Origin of the sequence: Serratia liquefaciens ATCC 27592, assembly GCF_000422085.1 — a bacterium.
Taxonomy (GTDB): Bacteria; Pseudomonadota; Gammaproteobacteria; order Enterobacterales; family Enterobacteriaceae; genus Serratia; species Serratia liquefaciens.
The window spans coordinates 4,128,556-4,143,562 of sequence record NC_021741.1; the positions used below are offsets into that span (position 1 = coordinate 4,128,556).

The window sequence follows — 15,007 nt, forward strand, 5'->3', positions numbered from 1 at the left end:
GGACAGAGAACAGCATGCAGCAATTACAAAACGTTATTGAAAACGCCTTCGAGCGCCGCGCGGAAATCACCCCGGCGAACGTAGACACCGTAACGCGCGAAGCGGTAAACCAGGTGATCGGCCTGCTGGACAGCGGCGCCCTGCGCGTTGCCGAGAAGATTGACGGTCAGTGGGTAACGCATCAGTGGCTGAAAAAGGCCGTGCTGCTTTCTTTCCGCATCAATGACAACAAAGTGATGGACGGTGCAGAAACCCGTTATTACGACAAAGTGCCAATGAAATTCGCCGACTACGACGAAGCGCGCTTCCAGAAAGAAGGCTTCCGCGTAGTGCCACCGGCGACCGTTCGCCAGGGCGCATTCATCGCCCGCAACACGGTTCTGATGCCATCCTACGTGAACATCGGCGCTTACGTTGACGAAGGCAGCATGGTGGATACCTGGGCTACCGTCGGCTCTTGCGCGCAAATCGGCAAGAACGTTCACCTGTCCGGCGGCGTCGGCATCGGTGGCGTACTGGAGCCTCTGCAGGCCAACCCGACCATCATTGAAGACAACTGCTTCATCGGTGCGCGTTCAGAAGTGGTTGAAGGCGTGATCGTAGAAGAAGGTTCCGTAATTTCCATGGGCGTATACCTGGGCCAAAGCACCCGCATTTACGACCGCGAAACCGGCGAAGTGCACTACGGCCGCGTGCCTGCCGGCTCGGTGGTGGTTTCCGGTAACCTGCCGTCCAAAGATGGCTCTTACAGCCTGTACTGCGCAGTGATCGTCAAAAAAGTCGATGCCAAGACGCGCGGTAAAGTCGGCATTAATGAGTTATTGCGCACCATCGACTAAATTAAGATAGCGGGTGAATCACCCGCTATTTTTTTGTCTTCATTACGTGAGCAGTCACAGTCTCTGGCGTGGTTATTCGCCATAATCCCAGACCGTGGAATAAAGTCTATTTATAAGGTGGCGCTATTATGTATGACAACCTGAAAAGCTTAGGAATCAATCAACCGGAAGATGTCGATCGCTATAGCCTGCGTCAGGAGGCCAATAACGACATTCTTAAGATTTATTTCCGCAAGGATAAAGGCGAGTTCTTTGCCAAAAGCGTGAAGTTCAAATACCCGCGCCAACGCAAGACCGTGGTCGCGGACAATGCCGGTCAGGGTTACAAAGAAATCCACGAAATTAACCCGAACCTGCGTTACGTGATTGATGAGCTGGATCAGCTGTGCCAGCGGGACCAGGTTGAAGTGGATCTGAAACGCAAAATTCTTGATGACCTGCGTCATCTGGAAGGTGTGGTTTCCCACAAGATTGCCGAGATCGAATCCGATCTGGAAAAACTGACCCGCGGTAAGTAAGGGTTCAGCGAACTGGATCTACTGGACTTCATTTTTACCCTATGAATTTCAAGTTGCAGCTAACAACGCTGCAACTTGAAAGGCAACGGGTAATTCTATTTCAGCAATGTGGCCCACTGCTCGACCCACGGGCAGGAAACCACTTCCGGCTCCGGCTGTTCCATCGCATCGATTTCCAACACCTCACCTACGCGAGTTGCTCCTTGCTCCTGCAGCAATGCATCAAATGCGCGCCCTGCACCGCAGAAGTTATCGTAGCTGCTGTCACCCAACGCGATCAGTCCGTAACGCAGCTCAGGCTGGTAGCCGACCCGATCGCGAATAGCATGGAACAGCGGTGCAATGCTGTCCGGCAAATCGCCCTGACCGGTGGTGGAGGTAATTACCAACGCGTAATGCTGACGGTAAAACTGCCAGGCTTCAAGCGTGCCCTCCTCGAACAGTTTGACCTCATGCCCCTGTTCGCTGAGGATATTTTCCGCTTCTTCCGCCACCAGCAGTGAGTTGCCGTAAACCGTTCCCACGAAGATTCCAACCTGAGCCATTGCTCCTACTCCCTTAAATACCTTTAGAAATGATCAGTTATCCTGACCGCTAGCTGAAGGAAACTCAACCCTGGCAAGCTCAGGGATACTCTCCGCCCAGCCAAACTGTGACATAACGCCCTGCCAGGACTCGTCCCAGCGAGCGGAAATCTGCAGCGGCTCACCGGTCACCGGGTGATTCAGCTGCAGGTGACTGGCGTGAAGCATCAGGCGTGAACAGCCGAAATGCTCCGCCATGCCGCGGTTCTGACGCAGATCGCCGTGCTTGCTGTCACCGATGATGGGATGGCGGATATGCACCATATGGCGCCGCAACTGGTGCTTGCGGCCATGCTCCGGTTTCAGTTCAACCAGGCTGTAGCGCGCGCTGTCGTAACGGCCAATCGCCACCGGCATCTCTGCCTGCGCCAGCGGCCGATAATGGGTGACTGCTGGCTGCGGACCTTTGTCCGCCGAGGCAAACTTGTCGGCAATTTTGTCCAGCTCTTCCGTCAACGGGTAATCGAGGGTATCGCCTTCCAGCACGTAACCGCGGACCACCGCATGGTAGGTTTTCTGCATCTGATGCTGTTCAAGCTGCTGCGACAACAGCCGCGCCACCTCGCTGGACAGCGCCATCAGCAACACGCCGGATGTAGGACGATCAAGGCGATGCACGGTAAACACGTGCTGGCCAATCTGATCGCGAACGGTCTGCATCACAAACCGGGTTTCATGGCGATCCAGCCAGCTGCGGTGCACCAGCCAACCGGACGGCTTGTTCACCGCCACCAGGTGCTCATCCTGATACAAAACCTCAATCACAATCTCTTTTCCTACGTAAAAGCCCAGATTCCGGCGCGAGTATACAGCAGTGCGTCAGGGCTAGTTAACCCATTCGATGGTCACCAGACGACTATCGGCCCGGCCGCGATCGTCCACCGCCCGAATGCGGTACTGCCCATTGTTGATCGGCCGCCAGTCGATGGCCTTTTTGCTGGCGCTGCTACCGAGATAGATATCGTCAACAAACCAGTACACCGTTTTGCTGTCGGCATCGGTCACTGCGTTGAAGGCAATTTTATCGCGTCCCTGCTGCGATTGCCGCAGGGTATAGGTGGTGTTCTTAAGCGGCGAGGTGATGCGCGGCGCATTACCCCCGACGGCAATGCCGTTGTCCTTACAGCGATTTATCGGCGGCGAACGCTTAGGCAACCCGGCCTGAGCGAACACGTTGGCCAGATCGGAAGGCCAGAACTCAAACACTTCAGTGCGGGTTTGCGCCTGGTCATAGGGCGGACAGGCCACCTCACCGCTGTGAATATCCAGCACCACCGGCCGATAAACGCTGTCGACCTTGATCGGTGACTTGCCGGGAATAAACCAGGTTTTGCCCTTTTGCTGGCACCAGGGGGTGGGTAAATCGCCGCTGGCCAGACAAATATCCACCCGCCGCAGCCGCTTCGGAAATGGCTGTCGGGGCTCCCGCAGCGTGGGATAGCTGGCATGCACACTGTCGATAATATTGAAGAATAACGGAGCCGCTGCATCGGCGCCCACCAGGGCATTATTGCCGCGACTGTCGAAGTTCCCCTCCCACACCACCAGAACATAGGGCCCGAAAATCCCTACGCTCCAGGCATCGCGAAACCCCCATGAGGTCCCCGTTTTCCAATAGACCGGCAGCGACGATGAACGCTGCGCCAAGGTATCTCCCGGCCGTCGGTGTTGCCGCAGCATATCCAGCGTAATAAAACTGGCCTCTTCGCTAAGCAAGCGCACCGCCGGCGTCTCCGCATCGCTACTCAGCATGCGTAACGGACGCAATGCGCCGCGATTAGCCAACAGAGCATAGAGCTTCGCCAGTTCCTGAGCGGTAACCTCACCGCCCCCCAATACCAGCGACAAGCCATAGTGATTCTCGCTGGCCATATTCTCAACGCCGGTCAGGCGCAGGAACTGATAGAACGTCGGCTGCCGCAGTTGCGACGCCACGTACACAGCGGGAATATTGCGGCTAAAATTCAGCGCATCGGTGGCGGTTACCGGCCCAAGAAAACGCCGGTCAAAATTCTCCGGCGCGTAGGCACCAAATGAGGAAGGTACATCTTTCAGGATGGTCATCGGATGCAGCACGCCTTGCTCCATGCCCAGGGCATAGATAAAGGGCTTCAGGGTCGAACCGGGCGAACGCTTGGCATGGGTCCCGTTCACCTGCCCTTGGATCTGGCGGTTGTAATAGTCTGCTGACCCCACCAGCGCCCTGACCCCCATATCGCGGCTGTCCACCAGCAGCACTGCAGCATTGTGGATCCCACGGCTCTGATTACGGGCGATAAAGGCATTTACCTGTCGTTCGACCAAACGTTGCAGCCCCACGTCCAGCGTGGTGTCGACGCGGCTATTACGCTGCACCAACTGCTGAGTCTGCTGACGAAGTTGCTCGATAAAGTGCGGTGCAATATAGGGCATCTGCTCGGGTTGACGCAGCGCTAGCGGGAGCCGAAACAGGGCCTGTTGACTGCTGTCGGTCGCGTAGACTTGCTGCCAGCGCTGGAACAAGCGGTCGCGCGCCTGCGTCAGGGCAACACCCAGCACGCCCGTTTTAGGTTCCAGACGGTAACTGGGTGACTGCGGCAATACGGCCAGGGTTAACGCTTCCGGCAGGGTCAGGTCTCGCGGTGGCTTGGCGAAGTAGATCAGGCTGGCGGCACCGATGCTTTCGATATTGCGACCGTAAGGAGCGTAGTTCAGGTAGGCTTCCAAAATATCGTGTTTGGAGTAGCTCAGTTCTAGCTGTATCGCACGCGCCACTTGCAGCAGTTTGCCACCCGGCGTACGGGTGTTGAGATGCCAGCGCATGCGCGCCAGTTGCATGCTGATGGTCGAACCGCCCTGCATCCTGCCACCGGAAACATAGCTGCGCCAGAAGCCGCGCGCCAGGCTAACGGGGTTAAAACCGGGGTTGTAGTAAAACCACCGATCCTCATGCAGCAGCAGACCACGCACCGCCAAAGGTGAAATATCCTCCAGCGGAGTCCATAGCCGGTAACGATCGTCGTTGGCCAGCGTGATGCGCATCAGCGTACCTTGGCGATCATAGTAGGTGGAGGACAGCGGTAATTCTTGCGCCAACGGCGGGTGCGGCCATAACCGAATGGCACCAAGCACCAGCGCGAGCAGAAAGACCGCCATCAGGCTATTCTGCAGCCAGGGTGTTTTCAGGATTTTCATCGGATCTCAACGCGCTGGCGTCGGGCGAATATCCGCCCGACGCCAGTCACGGCTTATTTATTTTCCGCAGGCACCACCACCAATTTGCCGTTGCTGACCGACATGGCCTGCACTTCACGGTCATACATGGCTTCGCCATAGGCCGGTGGGATAATAAAGCTGCCGGTATTGGTCGCTTTGATCTGGTAAACGAACTCCTGTACGTCGGTGCTGGCACTGCCGTAAATGATCACCCGATCTTCACGAATGTCGCTGTAATCCGGCGCCCAGCTGGATCCTGAAGCCGCCAGCGGTGACTGCCAACCGCTGCTTGGCGCTTCCGCTTCGCTGTCCTCGTCAGCGGCAGGTTCCGGCGGCGTTTGCTGCACCACTTCGAACCCGCCCGGCAACAGATCGACGATCGCCAGATTGCTCAGCCCCTCTTTAGCGTTAGCACGGATTTTCAGATGTACATTGACCTTCTGACCCAGCGTTACCTGCGTGATCGGCTTACCCTGCTCATCGGTGTAATCGCGGGTGATTTCCAGCCCGCGTGCCAGGGCTTTCTGTGGCGCAGCAAGGTCATAACCGGCCTGCGTCACCGAGTACCAGGCCGGCGCATCACCGCTGTTGGTAAAGCGGACAGCGGCGGCATCAGCGGTAAACTGCCCTTTGGCAAACAGCCCCTGCAGCTCGGCTATCCGCTGTGGTGCTGCATTGCCGCCTTTACCAATCTGCGCAATGTCCAGCGAACCCGCGTTGGCAGACTGCGCCACCTGGGCCGAATAGCTCTCCAGCGCCAGTATGCTCATCGCGGAAGAGTAGGTGGTGTAGCGCTCTTCTTTCAGCGCCTTCACCATGTTCTCCAACACCTGCGGCGGAATCGATGCCACCTTTTCTGGGAAATGGCGGGTAATCAAATACAGCCGCGTCGCATCCTGCACCAGCGGATCAAAGTAATTCTGCGTCCACCAGGCGCTGTCATAGGCTTTGCTCAACTGCTGCCAGTTTGGCTGCAATAGTGCGGCTGCCTCGTCATCCATCTTCAGCAATTGATAAGACGATGCCAGATACAGCGCGCTCAGATCGGTTTTCCAACTGTCCGGATAGCGTTTTTGCAGCGTATCCTGCACCATTGCCAGCGCATTGGTGGTCACCTCGCCTTGCCGCGTCAGCAGATAGATAGCCCAGCTGCGCAAACGCAGCCGATACAGGTCGTCAAAGCCGCTGGCCGCCAGTTCGCGCAGTGCGCCGTTGGCCTCCTCAAGCATCCCCTCCGGCAGCGCATACCCGGCTTGTTTCGCCTCCAGCAGATACTGGACCACATACGGCGTAACGAAAGGATCGGCATCCGGCGATGACCGCCAGGCACCAATGGCCCCGCTGTCATTCTGACGAGAACGCAACACGCCGAGCAAGTTGCGTAGCTGTTTGCTAACCTCGGACTGGCTCAGGCCCCCCGCCATTTCCGGATGACGGCTCTGCAGGATCAGCGGAATGGAGCGGCTGACGATCTGCTCGGAACAGTAGTAAGGGTAGTCTGCCAGGTATTGAGCCAGCCCGTTGGTCAGCACCAGCGGTGAATGGGAAACCGCCGCCTGACGCTGCGCATAGGCGTCAAACATCTGACGCAGGCCTTCGACGTTTTGGCTGCCGCCGCTCATCCGCCCCATCACCGTTTGGGTGCGATACGGCATAGCCGGCCGCACCGAGGTGCTGACCGTGCGGCGGCTGCTCTTGTCGCCATAGCTGGCGTCAAACACCAAAGGCGCATCCCCCAACGCAGATTTGGCACGCAGGCGGAAGTTAACCACACCCTCGCGTTTTTCCGCCAGTGACAGGCCTTGCACGGCGTTGCCCACCACATCCAACTGAGGAGGCGGCGTCAAGTGCACGCTTACCGCCACCGGTTGACCGTTCAATCCTTCGAGGTTGTTACTGACGCCCACGCTGACGTCAAACTCATCGCCCGGTGCCACCATCGCCGGTACGTTTGGCGTCATGATGAAGTTGTCCCGCACCGTCGCGGCGGTTTGCGCCTTGCCGATCTTGTCCGGCGTGACTGAGATAGCCATGACCCGGATTTTACCGTTGAAGTAATCCGGTACCGGATAGACGAACGCCTTCTCGCCGTTCACCTCGGTGATGCCTGACCAGTAAGCGACCGGCTTATCACGCTTGCGTTTGAACGGGTTCAGGTTGAGATCCAAACCTTCCCCCGCATCGCCGCCCGGTGCCGCCGTCAGCGCCATCAGCTTGCTGAACTCCGGCAGGATCAGGTCAAGAATTTGCGAACTGGTGACGCTCAGTTCACGCTTGCTGAAGAAGAACTCCAGCGGATCTTTTAAGCGGTAGCGAGCGACCTGCAGGATCCCTTCATCGACGGCGAACAGCGCCACCTGCTGCGGGCCATCGGTTTTCACCGTCATGGTCAGATCTTCGCCTGGCTTAATCACCGTTGGTGCTGTCACTTCCAGCCCATTCTGCCGTGCGCGGGTGCTGATTTTGAATGGCATAACGCCGTAACTGAGCGGGCTCATAAAGATTTCGCTGGAGTTGACGTCGCGCACAAATTGCACGTTGATATAGCCGTTGCCCTCCATGCCGGCCGGCAGGCGGATTTTTTGTACCGAACTAGTGGTATCGCTATGGAACCACTGCCACGCGTAAACCCGATCTTTCTCGATGGTGATCAGACCGCTGCCGGTGTAAGGCGCGTTGATCGACACCTCTATTTCTTCGCCGGGTTGATATTCCGCCTGGTTCAGCTTCAATTTCAGTTCCGCATTGCGATCCAGCGAACGACTAAGGTTGGCATTCCCGGCCACGCTGTAGGCAACGCGGTTAAGCACCTTGCCCTGCGCGTCTTCAATCACCAGCACAAAATCCCCCGGCTTGTCGGTCGCCAGCCGCAGATCATTCCCCTGTTCACTCAGTGCCAACGGCTGCTCCGACAGCGTCACTTCCTTCATTTTCGATTGATATTTGTAAACGCCGGAATCCTGCTTGGTCAGCACGGAAATGTATTTCTGCTCGATCAGCACCAGCTTCAGATCCGCCAGGGCAATCTGTTTGAGCGACGGATCTACGGCGATCACATTCAGCTGGCGCAGCGCATCGCGGTTGATATAGCCAAGATCCCCATCCGCCTTCACGCCAACCAGATAATCATAAGGCGATACCAGAGCTCTGGCGGTAGCCGCCACCGAACGCCCACCGCCGGCGACGAAGGCTTCCGACAACAGCTGCAACTGATAAGTGGCGTCGGCATAGCCTTTGAGATCCAGCGGGATGTTAGCCGCGCCCTGCTCGTCGGTAGTGCGCTCTTCCAACTCGGTTTCGAAGCCGTCGCTGTTTTGCCGGTTTTCGTAGAAGGCGTAGTCCGGGAAGCGATCAAAGCTCGGATACATGGGGCGCAGCGTCAACCTGGAAGTGACACGACGATCTTGCGCCGGCGTGCCAAACAGGTTCTGCACGTCAATATTGGCCTGCAATTCAGAGGGTTTCACCCAGCCCTGTTGCCGGTTTGGCGTCAGCTCCAGCTTCACCTTCAGTTGATCCGGCTCAAACTCTTTCACATTGACGGAGGTATGACCAAGCAGCGTTGAGGTGTCGTGATTTTTCCCCACCAGATACAGATAGACGTTCCACTCGCCGGTAGGTGAATTCTCATCGGTGGTGTAGCTCAGCTCGTTTAACCCGCTGGCGCCCAACGTCAGCGGCACCGTGGTCATCAGCTTATCGCGCGGATCGCGGATTTCAGCACGCACCGGCACGCCGGCCAGCCCCACGCTCCAATCAGCAGCACGGGTGATCAGGCCAACATTAAAGGTATCGCCCGGCCGGTAAACGCCCCGATCGGAGAACAGATAGCTACTGAGCGCACGCGGATCGGTCGGGGTCTGCTCACCGGCAATGTCGAAGCGCGAGAAATCCAACCCGCGATCGTTATAGCTGCCGGTCGGCAAGAAGGAAACATCGCCCTCCTTTTCCACCAGGAACATCACCGGCTGGCGTTCATTGGTGTAAACATCAAGCGCCGGGAAGCGCACGTGGCCGTTGGTATCGGTGATTTGACTGAGCAAGGTTACGCCGTTTTTCGCGATCACCGACACTTTCGCGCTGCCGACCGGTGCGCCGCTGTGAATCGATTGGACAAATACATCGCGCGTTTTGTCCTGGGAGCTTTTGGCGACGATGCCCAGATCGGTCACTACCACAAAACGTGAATCGCCGACCTCAGCTTGATCGTCGCTTTCTTCCTCAGACTCATCCGCTCCAGCCTCTTCCTCCGCCGGTTTCCTGTTTGGCTGCCATTCGGACAGCGTCAGCAAAAACACGCCGCGGTGAGAATCAGGATTGGTGGACAAGTAGCGGGAAAGATCGATGCCCTGATAATTCACCACGCCCGGCTGGTCATTGTTGAGCGCGGTCTGGTATTTAAAATGCTCGGTAAAATATTCGTCATCCAGCCGGTTAAACTCGGCGGAAGAGTATTCCCGGCTTTTGAAAGAAACGATGTGCTGCAGTTGGCTTGGGATCACCCGTTTGATATCCAGGCGCAAGCCCGCCACGTTGCGCGCGGCAACGCTGATCTGCTTATCGCCGTTGACCGACAGGAGAGACCCTTGCGACATGAACTGCAGGGATTTCGGGAACTCCGGCACCTCAATCACCCGGTAGGCCTTTTTCGGCATTTTGTAACCGCCGTTGGAGACCAGCTGATTGTCGATCTCAAGCAGCATGAAGCGATGTGCCGGGGCATCGAATTTGAAGCTGAACTGCGGCTGGTAGCTCTCTTCAGCTTCGTTGAGCGTCAGAGTCAGCGGCATTGACTGCGCCAGCACATTCTTGGCGACGCTGTCGGTATCCCACTGATAAAAATCATTCGGGTCTTTAGCGGCTTCAGCATCGCTGGGATCGTGCTGTGGCAGCAACCAGGCCTTGGTCGCGCGCACCAGCTCTTTATCCTTGACGGCGTCGCTGAAAGCGACGATAAGGGCCCGCTGCCCCTTGGCACCCTCGGCGTCGACCACCTGGGCGCTGGCATCGCTCAGCGCCAGGCTGTACAGCGTCGGCACCGTGACCCGGTTGCTTTTCACCTCGTCGATGGCGTTGGCGGGCACCGTCGCTTTGATGCCCTTGCCGACGGTCAGGTGCACCACACCGCCCTGATCCAGCGCCTGCAGCGGCTCTGAGTGGATCCAGGCGTTGAGTTTTTTCTCATCGTAGACCAGCGAGAAGTTAAGCTTTTTCTCCGACTTGGCGTTGCCTTCCTTCAATCCCAGCGAGACCTGTTTTTCAAAGCTGGTGACGTCCAACGGCGCATTGAACTTCAGATTAAAGATAGCGCTGCGCTTCTTCGGATCCTGCGGGTCCTGGTAATACTCGGCCTGCCCCAGTTGGTAATTAAAAGCGGGCACGTTAAAGGTGTAACGGGTATTGGCGAGCTTGATCTGCGGCGCCAGCAACGTGGCAGGATCGAGATTAACCTGGTATTGCGTGCCCATCGGCAGCGGTTTTTTCGGCGTAAAGACCAGGGTTGAGGCGTCGTTCCAGATCCACTGGCCCTCGGCCTGCGGCTTAAGCGTCACGCCTTTGGTCACCGCTTTACCAACGTCGGTCAAAGGCGCCGCCGAGTGACTGAACGTCAGGCTTAGCTTCTGCGGTGTCGGCTTCTGAACCGCGTAGTTTATCGCTTCAGGGCCAGCGGCCTGCACGTCGGTTTGTTGATACACCATGGGTGCCGGTTCGATCGGTTGCGGTCGGTTCAGCCACCAGTGCCAGCCGTAGACAGCGCCACCGGCGATACACAACAAAACCAGCAACGCCAGACTGATGGCTTTCGGGTATTTGTTTACGCCGCTTTCCAGCCGCAAAAACGCCCGTTTCACACCGGCGGACAGCGCAGTCCACCAGGCAGGCGCACTCCAGGCAAGATTACCGATCAGCGGCCTGAATAACCGGCCCAGTAACGCCAGGCTCAGTGCCAGCAGGCGAAATGCGCCCTTGATTAACGTAAAAGGCAGACGAAGGATAAACTTTAATAAATCCATTATTGCAGCACCTTATAATCCTTTGCAGATCCCCGGATAAACGGCCAAGGTTTGTCGGGTTCGAAAGACGCCGCCAAATGCTTTGTCCTGGCGTCTGCGCTAATACACCCATCTACCGCCTGGCGAAAATCAGCGGCCACGTCGGAATATAATTACGACTCTTTATTCAGCATGTTATCCAATTTCTGCAGCACAACCAGCAGCGGCATGCAGTTGGGTTCATTATCTTTCAGCGCCTCTTCAAAATAAGGCGTGATGGCGAAACGCGTCGGCAACGGCGCATCCGCATCCAGCAGCGCGTACATACGCGGCAGAAACACCCATTGCAGCCAGGCTTCGGCCGACATGCTGTCTACGCAGAAAGGTTCGGAGCTGGAGAAAGCCTCAGGCTCAGGCGGCGCGGCCTGCCATAGAGCCAAATCGCGCATTGACTGCTCAATCGCCTGCAAACTGTGGCGAACCTGATTATTTATACTCATCTGCATTCCCGATCTATTTTCATGATGAAGATTCAGCCGTATGGCTGAAAAGCGGCAAAGCATAGCATTTTTATAGTCCAAATTCGGCTGACTTGACTAGCACGGCCGTTTTTATCTGGTGGCGTCCAGCGCCCCACGGCACAATAGGCCCACCAACTAAACCAAACAGATTAGACACATGCCTGCGATCACAACGACAAAAAACCACGCCACGCCCGGCAAAGCCATGCTGGCTTCGGTCACCGGCTACGCCATGGACGGCTTTGACTTGCTGATCCTCGGCTTTATGCTGCCGGCCATCAGTATCGAAATGGGATTGAGTTCTTAAACAGGATTGATAGCGATACACTGGGGACGATTGGTTAACAACTGAGATGAATTTGAGACGGATTAAGTTTGAGCAGGGTTAAACATGATGGATGCTTAAACAGGAAGTCGTAAAAGTTGAGGGCACTGCGCTAACAGTGCCCTCGGTTCGTTTTATAGCTATCCCGCTACACAGTGTGCTCCCTGCTCAATCCTTGAAAACTTTTCCTGCGGTCATCCTGACCAAACCTTCCTGGCGTTGTCCCATAGCATCGTCCTGATGCGGTTCCTTAGTCTTCATGACCCGCCAACCATCCTTTGCTGGCTCTCAATCTCCATCCTGGAGGTGTCCCTGGTTTCAGTCCTGAAACATCCTGGCATCTCCTGACGCCGTCCTTCGCTCTTCACTGAGCGCATCCACTTCTTCATCCTGAAGCTGCATCATCCTGATGCTTTCCAGCTCCACCGTATCCCTTCCGGTGAACATAAGATCGCTTAATTATCCCGGGTTCACAAGGGCTTACTGGCAGGCGTGCTACAAATTAATGCTAAGAGTTATCCTAAAGAAAAACTAACCAATTGATCTGGATAACAATAAAATGCTTCTAACCGGCAGTGAGCCAAAAATTAAAAGCGATCTCTCACAACGCTTGTGAGAGATCTCGCACACGCAACGCGGTCAAATTAGCATCAATCTTCTATCCGCGGGCGCAATGCATCGAGGAAATTGCCCAGCGACGTGGCCAGCAGGGTGCGCTTATCGCTGCCAAATTGCTCCAGCACCACATTCCCACTGACGTTGCACAAAGAGACCAGGGTCATTTCTGATTCGGTGGTTGCCAGGAACAGCGTCGGGGACAGTTTCAAACGTTTTTGCGTTACCAGATGACCGATCAGGTTTTCCTGCAGGCGGATAAAATCGTCTTCGCTCCATACCTGCAGCAAGGTCAAATGATGTTCGCCGAACTGCGCACTCATATCGCCAGCATACTGCTGGGTATAAAACAGATTGATGTCCGGCTGCAGACGAAGCTCAAGCGCAGTCTCTACCTTTTCCAGCGTTGCGGCCGGGGTGAAGGGTTGCGGCAACCACAGCGCCTGGTCATCGCGGTTTTCGACCAGGCAGGGCGACGGCACACCGTACAGCTCCTGACTTGCCGGCGCATGACCGCGCTCCTGCTGCCAAAGCTCAACATAACGCTGGGTAAATTCACGCAGGGCGTGCGGTACATCGTGGTCCATATTTTTTCTCGCATACGGTAAACTGGCGACCATTGTACCTATCTCTCACCAAGGTGACAGCAGATGTCCTCCGACCAAGCCCCCTCCCTGTCGGAACTGACGCTGGGCAAAGCCTGACGATCTACGCACGTTGCCCCCATCGCGGCGGGCAGGACATCAATCCCTGGCGCAGCAAAACGGACTTTGTCCCGTCTCGAGGTCGTCCGACACGCCAATAGTGCGAAACATTGCTCAACAACTGAGCTAACGAGTGGTTTGTGTTGGTAAAAATCGGGGGACGGCGGTAAGGTTAAATCAGGTGCGCCGGGCATTCCGGTCGGGTTTTGCCGCCGTGCCCTGACAATAACGAGATGCTGTTCTGCTGCGTATGGATTACTACTGCCCCGTTCCGGGTGCAAAGGAGTTACCTTGATTACACACATCAGCCCGCTTGGCTCTATGGATTTGCTGTCGCAGCTGGAAGTAGACATGCTGAAGCGTACCGCCAGCAGTGATCTATACCGTTTGTTCCGCAACTGTTCGCTGGCCGTTTTGAACTCCGGCAGCCAGACCGACAACAGCAAACAGCTGCTGTCACGCTACGAAACCTTTGATATCAACGTGCTGCGCCGTGAGCGCGGTGTGAAACTGGAACTGGTTAACCCACCGGAAGACGCCTTTGTCGACGGTCGAATTATCCGCTCGCTGCAGGCCAACCTGTTCGCCGTGCTGCGCGATATTCTGTTCGTTCACGGGCAGATCGACAGCGCCGGTCGTTTCCAGCATCTGAATCTGGAAAACTCGGCCCACATTACCAACCTGGTGTTCTCTATCCTGCGCAACGCCCGTGCGTTGCACCTCGATGAGGATCCTAACCTTGTGGTGTGCTGGGGCGGCCATTCGATCAATGAAAATGAATACCTTTATGCCCGCAAGGTCGGCAGCCAGCTGGGCCTGCGCGAGCTGAATATCTGTACCGGCTGCGGACCGGGCGCCATGGAAGCGCCGATGAAAGGCGCCGCCGTGGGCCACGCCCAGCAGCGCTACCGCAACAGCCGTTTTATCGGCATGACCGAACCTTCAATCATTGCCGCAGAACCGCCAAACCCGCTGGTCAATGAGCTGGTTATCATGCCGGACATCGAAAAACGCCTGGAGGCCTTCGTCCGTATTGCCCACGGCATCATCATCTTCCCGGGCGGCGTTGGCACGGCGGAAGAACTGCTGTATCTGCTGGGTATTCTGATGAACCCGGAAAACAGCGAACAGGTCTTGCCGCTGATCCTCACCGGGCCAAAAGAGAGCGCCGACTATTTCCGCGTGCTGGATGAGTTCATCATGAACACGCTGGGGGACGAAGCGCGCCGCCATTACACCATCATCATCGACGATCCGGCAGAAGTGGCGCGGCAGATGAAAAAAGCCATGCCGCTGGTGAAAGAAAACCGCCGCAATACCGGCGATGCCTACAGCTTCAACTGGTCTATTCGCATCGCGCCGGATCTGCAATTACCATTCGAGCCGAGCCATGAAAATATGGCGAATCTCAACCTGTATCCGGATCAGCCGGCCGAACAGTTGGCCGCTGCGCTACGCCGCGCGTTTTCCGGCATCGTCGCCGGCAACGTGAAGGAAAATGGCATTCATGCCATCGAGCAGTTCGGCCCGTACAAGCTGCACGGCGAACCGCAGATGATGAAACAGATGGACAGCCTGTTGCAGGGCTTCGTTGCTCAACACCGTATGAAGTTGCCGGGCAGCGCCTATGTGCCCTGCTACGAAATAGTCGCTTAATGAACTCTCCGGGGCGGCCTAATAACCGCCCTTCTTTTTACCTGACTTTTCCGCCTT

General features: G+C 56.5%; 9 protein-coding genes and 2 pseudogenes. 5 read left to right on the forward strand and 6 right to left on the reverse strand.

Annotation, left to right across the window (positions count from 1 at the left end):
- Nucleotides 1-14 precede the first annotated feature (14 nt).
- Together dapD and M495_RS19385 are read left to right on the forward strand one after the other, a co-directional pair.
- Nucleotides 15-839: a 2,3,4,5-tetrahydropyridine-2,6-dicarboxylate N-succinyltransferase gene (dapD, locus tag M495_RS19380; RefSeq protein WP_020828368.1), complete on the forward strand. Its 825-nt coding sequence runs from the start codon at nt 15-17 to the stop codon at nt 837-839.
- Nucleotides 840-967: 128 nt separating this feature from the next.
- Complete coding sequence (locus M495_RS19385; protein WP_006318690.1) at nt 968-1,357, forward strand: DUF3461 family protein; 390 nt, start codon at nt 968-970, stop codon at nt 1,355-1,357.
- A 95-nt stretch (nt 1,358-1,452) separates the two neighbouring features.
- Here M495_RS19385 and M495_RS19390 read toward each other — a convergent pair whose 3' ends face one another.
- The 5 genes from M495_RS19390 to M495_RS19410 all read right to left on the reverse strand — a co-directional run bounded on the left by M495_RS19390 (nt 1,453) and on the right by M495_RS19410 (nt 11,629).
- Nucleotides 1,453-1,902, reverse strand: coding sequence for a flavodoxin (locus M495_RS19390; protein WP_020828369.1), 450 nt, complete (start codon nt 1,900-1,902; stop codon nt 1,453-1,455).
- 33 nt (nt 1,903-1,935) lie between these two features.
- Nucleotides 1,936-2,706, reverse strand: coding sequence for a tRNA pseudouridine(65) synthase TruC (gene truC, locus M495_RS19395; protein ID WP_020828370.1), 771 nt, complete (start codon nt 2,704-2,706; stop codon nt 1,936-1,938).
- A gap of 60 nt (nt 2,707-2,766) precedes the next feature.
- Entirely contained in the window at nt 2,767-5,115 is a 2,349-nt protein-coding gene (pbpC, locus tag M495_RS19400; protein WP_020828371.1) for a penicillin-binding protein 1C, read from the reverse strand.
- 53 nt (nt 5,116-5,168) lie between these two features.
- Nucleotides 5,169-11,150 carry an alpha-2-macroglobulin gene (locus M495_RS19405; RefSeq protein ID WP_020828372.1) on the reverse strand — a complete coding sequence of 1,994 codons (5,982 nt, stop codon included), beginning with the start codon at nt 11,148-11,150 and terminating at the stop codon, nt 5,169-5,171.
- Between the two features lie 152 nt (nt 11,151-11,302).
- Nucleotides 11,303-11,629: a YqcC family protein gene (locus M495_RS19410; protein ID WP_041415648.1), complete on the reverse strand. Its 327-nt coding sequence runs from the start codon at nt 11,627-11,629 to the stop codon at nt 11,303-11,305.
- A 178-nt stretch (nt 11,630-11,807) separates the two neighbouring features.
- Here M495_RS19410 and M495_RS25635 point away from each other — a divergent pair.
- Nucleotides 11,808-11,954, forward strand: a pseudogene (locus tag M495_RS25635) (MFS transporter); the annotation flags it as partial.
- Between the two features lie 671 nt (nt 11,955-12,625).
- Here M495_RS25635 and syd read toward each other — a convergent pair.
- Nucleotides 12,626-13,177: a SecY-interacting protein gene (gene syd, locus M495_RS19415; protein ID WP_020828377.1), complete on the reverse strand. Its 552-nt coding sequence runs from the start codon at nt 13,175-13,177 to the stop codon at nt 12,626-12,628.
- Between the two features lie 107 nt (nt 13,178-13,284).
- On the opposite strand from syd, the pseudogene queF reads away from it, so the two are divergent.
- Together queF and ppnN are read left to right on the forward strand one after the other, a co-directional pair.
- Nucleotides 13,285-13,395, forward strand: a pseudogene (queF, locus tag M495_RS26060) (NADPH-dependent 7-cyano-7-deazaguanine reductase QueF); the annotation flags it as partial.
- Nucleotides 13,396-13,585: 190 nt separating this feature from the next.
- Entirely contained in the window at nt 13,586-14,950 is a 1,365-nt protein-coding gene (gene ppnN / locus M495_RS19420; RefSeq protein ID WP_004952240.1) for a nucleotide 5'-monophosphate nucleosidase PpnN, read from the forward strand.
- The last annotated feature ends 57 nt before the right edge of the window (nt 14,951-15,007 follow it).